Genomic DNA, 8,636 nt, shown 5'->3' with positions numbered 1-8,636 from the left:
GCTGGTCAGCTCAAGGCGTCTCTGAGCTGGGTAAGACTCGGGGCTCCTGCCGGCCCGTCCTCTGTCATGTACCTGCGGCAGGCGAGAGCCGCCGGAGCGAAGCCGTCACCGACTGCGTCGGTGCCGTCGACGAGGATGGTGGGGGAGCCCGGGAACCTTGCCCGTTCGGCTGCTTCCATCGTGTCGATGACCTGGTACGCCACACTAATGTCCGGACGGTCCTTTGCCAGGAGCTGTATCCGCTCATCTGCGAGCATCCAGTTCGGGCAGCCGTCGAAGTACTGCAGGGTGATCTTCATTCGCCCACGGTAAACCTTGTAGTCGACTTCATGGTCAAGTCGTAGACTTCGAACATGTTGATCGGGGACATTTCCGCCGCCGCGGGCGTGGACCGGCAGACTATTCGCTTCTATGAGCGTCAAGGTCTGTTGCCGGAGCCTCGCCGCGCTCCTAATGGATACCGGGCCTACGATGAGGCGACCATTGACCGGCTGCGCTTCATTCGTGCCGCCCAGGGCGCGGGTCTGACGTTGGCGGAGATCGTTGAGGTCCTGGGTCTTCGTGATGGCGGCCAGGCACCCTGCAACCACATGTCCTTCGTCCTCGAGCAGAAGCTGGCGGAAGTCCGCTCACGCCAGCAGGAACTTATGGTCTTGGCAGCCGAACTCGAACATCTCATCCACACCGGCCTGAGCCTGGATCCGGCCGGCTGCGGGCCCACGGATATCTGCCGCATCATCTCCTTCAGGTGAGCGTCGGACGCCTGGGCTGATCTTGCCCCGTGATCCGCACCGAGGGGCGCCCCGGACCAAGGCCAACCCGTCCATTGGGAAATCCAGCGAGTCACCCACCGGCCCACCCCGGTGGGGTGGCCGGTGCGGTGTGAGGGAGGATGTCGGGCGGTCGGTTTACCGGTACTCGGGGTTGGGTTCGAGGCCGAATGTGTTGCCGTCGCTCCACGCGCCGGGGAGGTTGCCCCAGGCGGGGATGCCGCCGGCTGATTTCAGCAGTCGTGCCATGTGGAGCAGGTTCCAGGTCATGAAGGTGGTGTTCCGATTCGTGAAGTCGTTCTGTGGGCCGCCGGAGCCTTCGTCGAGATAGCTCGGTCCGGGTCCGGCTTCTCCGATCCAGCCCGCGTCCGCTGCCGGGGGGATGGTCACTCCGATGTGTTGGAGGCTGTAAAGGATATTCATGGCGCAGTGCTTCACGCCGTCCTCGTTCCCGGTGATCAGGGCGCCGCCGACCTTCCCGTAGTAGATGTACTGGCCCCGGTCGTTCGTCACCCCTGACATGGCGTACAGGCGTTCGATGATTTGCTTCATCACGGAGCTGTTATCTCCGAGCCAGATGGGTCCGGCAAGAACGAGGATGTCGGCTTGCTCGACTCGTTCGAAGATGGCGGGCCAGGCGTCTTGGTCCCACCCGTGCTCGGTCATGTCGGGGTACACGCCGGTCGCTACCGGGTGGTCGATGGGGCGCAGCACATCGACGTGGACGCCGTTGTGCCGCATGAGATTGGCGCTGAGATCGATCAGACCCGAGGTGTTGCTCAGTTCCGGGCTGCGCTTCAACGTGCAGTTCAGGAACAGAGCGCGCAGTCCGCTGAAGTCCGTGTCGCCGGGAGTGGGTGTCTCAGAGTCAGTCATGTAAACGGTTCCTATCTGCGGGAGGGATGCGTTTCGGGTGCTCACCAGGAACGAACCCGGTGTACCCGTGTTTCTTGTGTGACGCTAGGCGCGCTATTGCGGGCACCTCTGCAATCTGGAACACACAACCCCAGGGTGCACGTTCCTGGTGGGCGGTCGCGCATCCGCGCGACTGACACCTAAGGAGCGGTGACCCCACGGGACAATTCGAGGCGGTGACGGTGCGAAACCGGTGTGGTGTCTGACGGATCGGCGCCGGCTGATCCACCGGCTGATCCGCCGGTGGTCGTGCTACCGAGCATCGGGTGGTGCTGATTCTGACAGGTCATGCCGCTCGTGCCCGCTCGTGCACGGTGATGGGCGGCGACACTGCCGTCTATCGTCACGGTGCGGTGAGTATGCCTGCAAGGGCTACCAGATCCTCGGCTTCGATGTCCGGTGCTGTGAAGTACGAGGGATAGGTAGCCCCCGTCCGGTTGATCCACGCCGTGCGCAGTCCCGCAGCGTGAGCGCCGTGGATGTCCCATGGGTGCACCGCGACCAGGAGCAGCTCATCGACGGGGTGGCCGGTCGCCGTGGCTGCGTAGTCGTAGGCTTCGCGGGCGGGTTTCCATCGGAGGGCGTCCTGGACGCTGAGGAACCCCTTGAATTCGTTCTGCACACCCCCTCGCGTCAGCAGCGACTCCGCGACGGAGGTCGCGCCGTTACTCAGTGTCACGAGGTCAGCGACCCGGCTGAGCGCCGTGATCCCGGGGGCCACATCGGCGTGCAGGGCAAGGTTCGTGAACGCGCCCATGATGTCGCCGACGTGTCTTTGATAATTTCCCGGGCCGGAAGTCTGGGTGAGCAGGCGGTGGAGGGTGTCCTTGGCCAGGTCAGCGAAGTCGGGATTGTCGCCTGCCGCAGTGAGCGCGAATCCGTCGCGGAGTAGTTCGGCGAACCATGGTCGGGTGAGGGACTCCGGCATGCCTGCCTGGCTGAACGCCTCTGCGAGGGGTCCCATGTCGGAGAGAGTCTCGTTGACATCGAAGACGATGACGGACGGTGTGATGGTCATGCCCTGGTCCTTCCGGCCCCGGTCAGGAGCGATGTGGCGGCGTTGGCGATGTCCCTACGGATGGTCTTCGGGCGCTGGGCAGGGGACTCCATCGGGACTGACGTAGGCCCCTACACTATTCAGCATGCTGAGCAATAATCCAGTGCGCCGTGACCAGATCGAGGTGGAGGGCACCATGCTGTCCTACCTGAGCGCAGGGACCTCGTCGGGGATTCCCCTTCTGCTGCTGCATGGCACCTTCTGGAGCCGCGTGTGGCAGCCGGTGCTGCCGGCCCTGGGGGAGGAGGCACGGTGTATCGCCCTGGATCTGCCCGGATTCGGCGCCAGCGGTGGGCAGCTGGAGGTGGAGCAGGCATCCGTGCCGGCGCTGGCCAGCACCGTGATGCGGGCCGCGGACGCGTTGGGGCTGGAGGAGTTCGACCTGGCCGGACACGATATCGGCGGCGGGATCGCCCAGCACATCGCCGCCACCAGTGGACGGGTGCGCAGGCTGGTCCTGATGAACTCGGTCATGTTCGATTCCTGGCCGGTACCGGCGGTGGAGCGTTTCCATGACCCGCAGGTGCGCGCTGCCACCAGCGTCCAGGACCTGCTCGATGCGCGCACGACATCGACCCGGCGCAGCGTGCTGCGGGAGCTGAGCGATGACGAACTCGCGGACTATCTGTCCCCGTGGCGGGACCCGGCACGGGTGCGGTCCTGGACGGCGATGGCCGCCGCGGCCGACCCGAGCTACACGCAGGACCTGGTGCCGGCCCTGCAGGACCTGGCGCTGCCGACCCGTCTGGTATGGGGCCGCGACGACGATTTCCAGAAGATCAGCTTCGCCCATCGCTATGTCGAGCTGATCCCGGGCTCCGACCTTGTGGACGTGGACGGCAAACACATTCCGACCGAGGACTCCCCGCTCGATGGGAACCATCGTCTCAGCGAAAACCGTCTTCCCGGCCAAGGGGACTGCCCATCCGAGAGTGGGCGGGAGCGAAGCCATCGGAGCGCCATTCGGGCGCCGAGGAGGACCTGGACGGTCGCGGCCGGCCTGAACCACCAGCGCCGCGGCACCTCGATCATCCGGCCCCCCATGAAACTGCCCGCGAGGACGACGATCACCGGCGCCAGCCATGCTGTGAGGGCTGCCAGCTGCACCGTTCTCCTGGGTTCGTGCCGGAGGCTGAACCACGTCCAGAGGGCTGTGTCGGAGAGGAAGTCGGCGTACTGGCCGAAAGAGCTGACTGTTCCGGTCGCGCGGGCCAGCTTGCCGTCCACGAAGTCACTGATCAGCGCCAGGGACGGCACCCACATACCCAGTACGTGCTCGATGGCCGGAAGGCTGGCTCTGAGCAGGGTGAGGCTGTTCGCCAGGCCCAGCGACGTCCGGTCTTCTAGAAGGCCGAGGTGCGTCACGGCGAGGAACCATGTCGTGAGGATCCACCTCCGGCCGCGCCGACCGGCGATCCCGGCGACCAGAAGATGCAGAGCCGTCACCTCGACCAGCGCCCGCGGCCGGGCGCGGGCCTGATCGATGGAGCGGTCCCCGGCCGCCCGCAGGACCCGGACCCACGCGTCCAGGCGCCAGCCGCTGTCTCTGGCCTGAGCAAGGAGGTCATTGGTCGCGGCACGGCTACGTGGCGCGATCGCTCCGGCCGAAGACGGGTTCTTCCTGAAGCGTTTCGGAAGCTTCTGCACCAGTGCTGGACCGCCCTTCGCTTTTTCTGTCCTGCCGACTTTCCTGTCCTGCCACCGTCGTCGGATGAGCTAGACCCTGCCATGGAACATCCCGTGCCGATACCGGCACGTCCCGGGTGACGGGTTGGGGCTGGGGCGTACGCTGAGCGGGACCCGGCCGTAGCAGGCGCCATGAGCCGGTCTGTTCATCCTGCGGAGGACAGCCATGACGATCACCGGTTTCCTGACGAACCTTGAACTTTCCACGCGCCCCGTCCACCCCGAGGCGCGCGCGGCGATGGACGCCCGCTGGGCGGCCCTCCCGGAACACGTAAAGACGCCAAACCAGTTGCTCGGCCGCAGCGCTGTCGGGTGTGAGGGGACCCACGGTGTGTTCCCCAAATGCAACCTCACCTGCAGCCCGTGCTATCACTCCGCGGACGCCAACCAGGTGCGGATCGACGGCGACCACACGGTCCGTGAAGTGCAACGGCAAATGGAGTACCTTCGGCTGATCCGGGGTCCGAGGGCGCATGCGCAGCTCATCGGAGGCGAGGTGAGTCTGCTTGCCCCGGAGGACCATGCTGCAGCGCTGGCCACGATGCGCGCCTACGGCCGTGAGCCGATGTCGATGACACACGGCGATTTCGACTACGAATACCTGTTGGCGGTGGTTCTCGGCCCCGATGGTGAGCGCCGGTTCGACAGGGTGTCCTTCGCCGCGCACTTCGATTCCCTGATGCGCGGCCGGCGCGGCGCGGTCCGGCCGCGCAGCGAAGCCGAGCTCGATCCGTTCCGGCGGCAATTCGCGCAGATGTTCACCGACCTGCGCGGTGATCATGGCATCGACTCCTATCTCGCCCACAACATGACGGTGACGCCGTCGAACCTTGGCGAGGTCGCCGAGGTGACGCGCGCCGTACTGTCGATGCCCTACGACATGCTCTCCTTCCAGCCGGCCGCCTACATCGGGGACGACCGGCGGTGGAAGGAGGACTTCACGAGCGTCGGCATCGATGAGGTGTGGCAGAAAATCGAGGAAGGCGCCGGGCAGAAGATCCCCTGGCAGGGCACACAGTTCGGCGACCCGCGCTGCAACCGGTACACCACCGGCGTCCTGGCACACGGCCGTTTCGCGGTCCTCATCGACCCGGAGGACCCGGCCGACCTGACAGCGCGAGACACCCTCCTAACCCACCACGGCGGGATGTCCTTCGGTGGCCAGAACCGGGGGACGCTTGCGGTGAAGGTCCTGCGGGCGCTGATCCTTCATCCCGGCGACGCCCGAATCCTCGCGGGCATGGGGCGGCGCCTGATCCGCAGGGCCGGCGGGATCCGCGCCCTCTGGCGGGCCTGGCGGACCCAATCCGTGCGGATCAAGACGTTCGTGGTGCACAACTTCATGGACGCAGAGGTCGTGGCGCCGGCCTGGGAACTCATGCTGCAGGGACAGACCAGCGACGAGCCCGCAGTGCGAGAGGCCCAGGAGCGGCTCGGGGCCTGCATGTATACGATGAGCCACCCGGAAACGGGGCAGCTGGTCCCTGCGTGCACCCAGCACTCGGTCCTGGACCCGGGGGCCAACGCCGAACTGCGCCGGATGCTGCCCCTGCGCGTCAAAGACCCCACGGGCTGATCCCGGGCTCATCCGGGGCTGACTCCACAACCTGATCCAACAGGTTAATCCCACACGCTGATTCCATGCGGGGATCGTTCGGGTGGCCGATCGGTGACCGATGGGTGGCCGCGTACTGGGCGGGGGGCGCGTGCCCGGGCCGGGACGGGTCGGCACGGGCACGCGCGGCTCTTTAGAGGTGCGGGGCTGCCGGGATGTCGAGGTCCGTGTCGACGAGGTGGTTGAAGTAGTTGGTGAACAGGTTCAGGGCGATGTGCGTGGAGAGTTCGGTGAGTTCGACGTCGGTCCAGCCGGCGTCGAGGCCTTCCTGCCAGGCGTCGTCCTTCACGGAGCCCTTGTTGGCTGTGCTCTGGCGTGCCAGTTCCAGCAGGGCCGCGAGTTTCGGGTCGAAGTCGATGGTGCCCTGCCGGATGGCGATGGTCTGCTCCAGGGTGAGCCCGGCGGCTTTCGCGCCCATGGTGTGAGCGGACTGGCAGTAGCTGCATTCATCGACGTTGCCGACGACGAGGGCGATCGCTTCCCTGGTCCGGGCGTCGAAGGTGCCGTAGTCACCGATGACCTGCTGGAGAGCGACGTAGCTTTGCAGGACCACAGGGGAGTGGGCCATCGCCCCATGGATGTTGAGGACTTTCCCGAACTGCTGGGCGAGGGCACCGAGTTCGGTGCGGGCGGCCTCGGGTGCGCTGTCGAGGGTATGGACGGTGATGCGGGTCATGGGCATTCCTTTGCTGTTCGGGATGTGCGGATGAAAATTGGGGCAGGGCGGGCCGGGGGGGGGGGGGGGGGGGGGAGTTCGGGGCAGCCTGCAGTGCCTGCGGGGCCGGCTCGTGTAGGGCTGGTCGCTTGTGGCCGGGGTTAGAAGGTGCTGCGGGAGATGCGGCGGAGCCCGTCGGCGTCGTTGATGGTGATGCGTCCGCGGCCCTGACGGATCAGGCCGCGGGCGGCGAAGTCGGCCATCGTCTTGCTTGTGGCTTCGCGGGTGGCACCCAGGAGTCCGGCGAGCTGTTCGTGGGTGAGGTTGACGGAGCGGGTGTGCGTGAACCTACCCCGGGGGGCGGCGCTGTCCAGGGTCAGGAGGGTCGAGGCGGCCCTCGCGGCGAGGGGCCGTAGCGCCATGTCGGTGAGGCGGTCTTCCAGGCGTGCGACCTGCTGGCCGAGGAGCCGGGAGATTTTCACGGCGATGCCCGGGTTGGACAGGAAGTGTTCTTCGACGTCCGAGGCGCTCAGCTGGCAGATGATCGAGTCTTCGATGGCTTCGGCGTAGTTGTCGTACATTTGCTGGCCGACCAGGAGCATCTCGCCGAACACGGCGCCGGGTTCCAGGATCGCGATGGTCAGGGTTTTGCCGTCTTCGGCGACCCGGAAGATCCTGATCCTGCCCTGCTTGAGGATGAACAGGGCGGCGACCGGCTGGCTCTGACTGAATACCAGTTCGCCGCTGCTGAACAGTTTCGGCGGTGACATCCGGTCCAGGTCGGCCATGTCCTGGGCGGTGAGATCGGCGAAGATGTCCACGGCGTTGAGGCAGCTGAACGGTTCGCCGGTCTCGGTCAAAGGGTCTACCTCCCGTTCGTGGGGCGCCCATCCTTTCGCCGGGGTACGGGCGGCGGAGAGGACCGTTGTCGAGCATGTATCGTTCAGGCGCTGCCTGGCCATCGGTGCGACCGGTGTCATGGGCCTCACCGGCGCCGGAGGACGAGGCGGGCGACCAGTCCCAGAATAACCCCGTAGATCAGGTGGCCCATCAGGGACATCATCGAGGACCCATCCAGAGTCAGGATCGGCATGCCCATCATCAGCGGCATGATCAGCAGGGGCCCGAGCACCCACCACAGGGCCCCGTACACGAGACCGACGACGGCGCTCACAACCAGACCGCGCTTCAGCAGGCTCGCGAAGGGGAGGGTGAGGGTCAGCCCGATCACGACCGAGATGACCAGGTGGACGATGAACCCGATGACCGCCGAGGAGGAACCGACCAGGGACGCGATCATCGGCAGCATCCCCATCATGGCCATGAGGGCCCCGAACACGACGCCGCCGCTGAGCCCACCCACAACACCTGCGACCAGGCGCCGCACCATAGGAGACGGCGCGGACGAGACCTTTTCTCGGGAAGTGGTGTCTGGAGAACCGCTGGCCCGGGGCGTTTTGTGTGACGCAGTCATGATGGGTGCCTTCCTCGTCGCTGGTGTTCTTCGACGGTAGGCCCGGAGCATCACCGTGTTCTGCAATCTGGCACACACAAGTTTTGTCCCGGTCAGGCGGGCACGGCCCACCCTCGATCCTCGTGGACGCCTACCCCGACGATCTGCCCGGGCAGCAGGTGCGGGTTTCCTGCGACGTCGACGGTGAGGGTGGCTGCCGGCCCCTCATCCCAGGTCCTGGTCGCTCCCACGCCGGGATCCTGCGGTCCTCGACCGGCCGGCGGGGCCGGTGGGGTGGAGTCGCCGGAGCTGACGCTGACCTGCACCAGGGTGCGGGCGCCGAGGGACGTGAGTCCGGAGACAGCTCCCTTGAGGGTCGACGGTCCCGTGTCCCCGGGTGGGATGAGCGTGAGTGCTTCCTGACGTACGACCAGAAGAGCCGGGCCGTCGGGTGCGTCGTCCTGGACTGGGAGGTGACCGAGGAC

General features: G+C 66.3%; 10 protein-coding genes and 1 pseudogene. 3 read left to right on the top strand and 8 right to left on the bottom strand.

Annotation, left to right across the window (positions count from 1 at the left end):
• Positions 1 to 5: 5 nt before the first annotated feature.
• Positions 6 to 299 (bottom strand): thioredoxin family protein, encoded by a 294-nt coding sequence (locus IWX63_RS15910; protein WP_199279134.1) that lies wholly within the window; start codon positions 297 to 299, stop codon positions 6 to 8.
• Between the two features lie 54 nt (positions 300 to 353).
• Between IWX63_RS15910 and IWX63_RS15905 the strand changes: the two genes are divergently transcribed.
• Complete coding sequence (locus IWX63_RS15905) at positions 354 to 752, top strand: heavy metal-responsive transcriptional regulator (RefSeq protein WP_199279133.1); 399 nt, start codon at positions 354 to 356, stop codon at positions 750 to 752.
• A 156-nt stretch (positions 753 to 908) separates the two neighbouring features.
• Here IWX63_RS15905 and IWX63_RS15900 read toward each other — a convergent pair whose 3' ends face one another.
• Together IWX63_RS15900 and IWX63_RS15895 are read right to left on the bottom strand one after the other, a co-directional pair.
• Positions 909 to 1,646: a flavodoxin family protein gene (locus IWX63_RS15900; RefSeq protein WP_199279132.1), complete on the bottom strand. Its 738-nt coding sequence runs from the start codon at positions 1,644 to 1,646 to the stop codon at positions 909 to 911.
• Between the two features lie 382 nt (positions 1,647 to 2,028).
• On the bottom strand, positions 2,029 to 2,703 hold the full coding sequence (locus tag IWX63_RS15895; RefSeq protein ID WP_199279131.1) for a haloacid dehalogenase type II: 675 nt from the start codon (positions 2,701 to 2,703) through the stop codon (positions 2,029 to 2,031).
• A gap of 124 nt (positions 2,704 to 2,827) precedes the next feature.
• Here IWX63_RS15895 and IWX63_RS16980 point away from each other — a divergent pair.
• Positions 2,828 to 3,598 (top strand): annotated as a pseudogene (locus IWX63_RS16980) (alpha/beta fold hydrolase); the annotation flags it as partial.
• Here the strand turns inward: IWX63_RS16980 and IWX63_RS16975 are convergent.
• Complete coding sequence (locus IWX63_RS16975) at positions 3,538 to 4,005, bottom strand: CDP-alcohol phosphatidyltransferase family protein (protein ID WP_442859138.1); 468 nt, start codon at positions 4,003 to 4,005, stop codon at positions 3,538 to 3,540. The pseudogene IWX63_RS16980 and the gene IWX63_RS16975 overlap by 61 nt on opposite strands.
• A 589-nt stretch (positions 4,006 to 4,594) precedes the next feature.
• Between IWX63_RS16975 and IWX63_RS15885 the strand changes: the two genes are divergently transcribed.
• Positions 4,595 to 6,004: a hypothetical protein gene (locus IWX63_RS15885; protein ID WP_199279129.1), complete on the top strand. Its 1,410-nt coding sequence runs from the start codon at positions 4,595 to 4,597 to the stop codon at positions 6,002 to 6,004.
• Between the two features lie 172 nt (positions 6,005 to 6,176).
• Here the strand turns inward: IWX63_RS15885 and IWX63_RS15880 are convergent, their stop codons facing one another.
• From IWX63_RS15880 to IWX63_RS15865, 4 genes are all read right to left on the bottom strand, one after another.
• Positions 6,177 to 6,719 (bottom strand): carboxymuconolactone decarboxylase family protein, encoded by a 543-nt coding sequence (locus tag IWX63_RS15880; RefSeq protein WP_199279128.1) that lies wholly within the window; start codon positions 6,717 to 6,719, stop codon positions 6,177 to 6,179.
• A 140-nt stretch (positions 6,720 to 6,859) separates the two neighbouring features.
• Entirely contained in the window at positions 6,860 to 7,558 is a 699-nt protein-coding gene (locus tag IWX63_RS15875) for a Crp/Fnr family transcriptional regulator (RefSeq protein WP_334685938.1), read from the bottom strand.
• A gap of 125 nt (positions 7,559 to 7,683) precedes the next feature.
• Entirely contained in the window at positions 7,684 to 8,061 is a 378-nt protein-coding gene (locus IWX63_RS15870) for a hypothetical protein (protein ID WP_334685937.1), read from the bottom strand.
• Positions 8,062 to 8,264: 203 nt separating this feature from the next.
• On the bottom strand, positions 8,265 to 8,636 hold a 372-nt coding region (locus IWX63_RS15865; RefSeq protein WP_199279125.1), incomplete at its 5' end, for a hypothetical protein.

The sequence above is a fragment of the Arthrobacter sp. CAN_A2 genome (assembly GCF_015752045.1).
In the GTDB taxonomy this organism is placed as follows: Bacteria; Actinomycetota; Actinomycetes; order Actinomycetales; family Micrococcaceae; genus Arthrobacter_D.
This window is presented reverse-complemented; position numbering and strand designations above follow the sequence as displayed.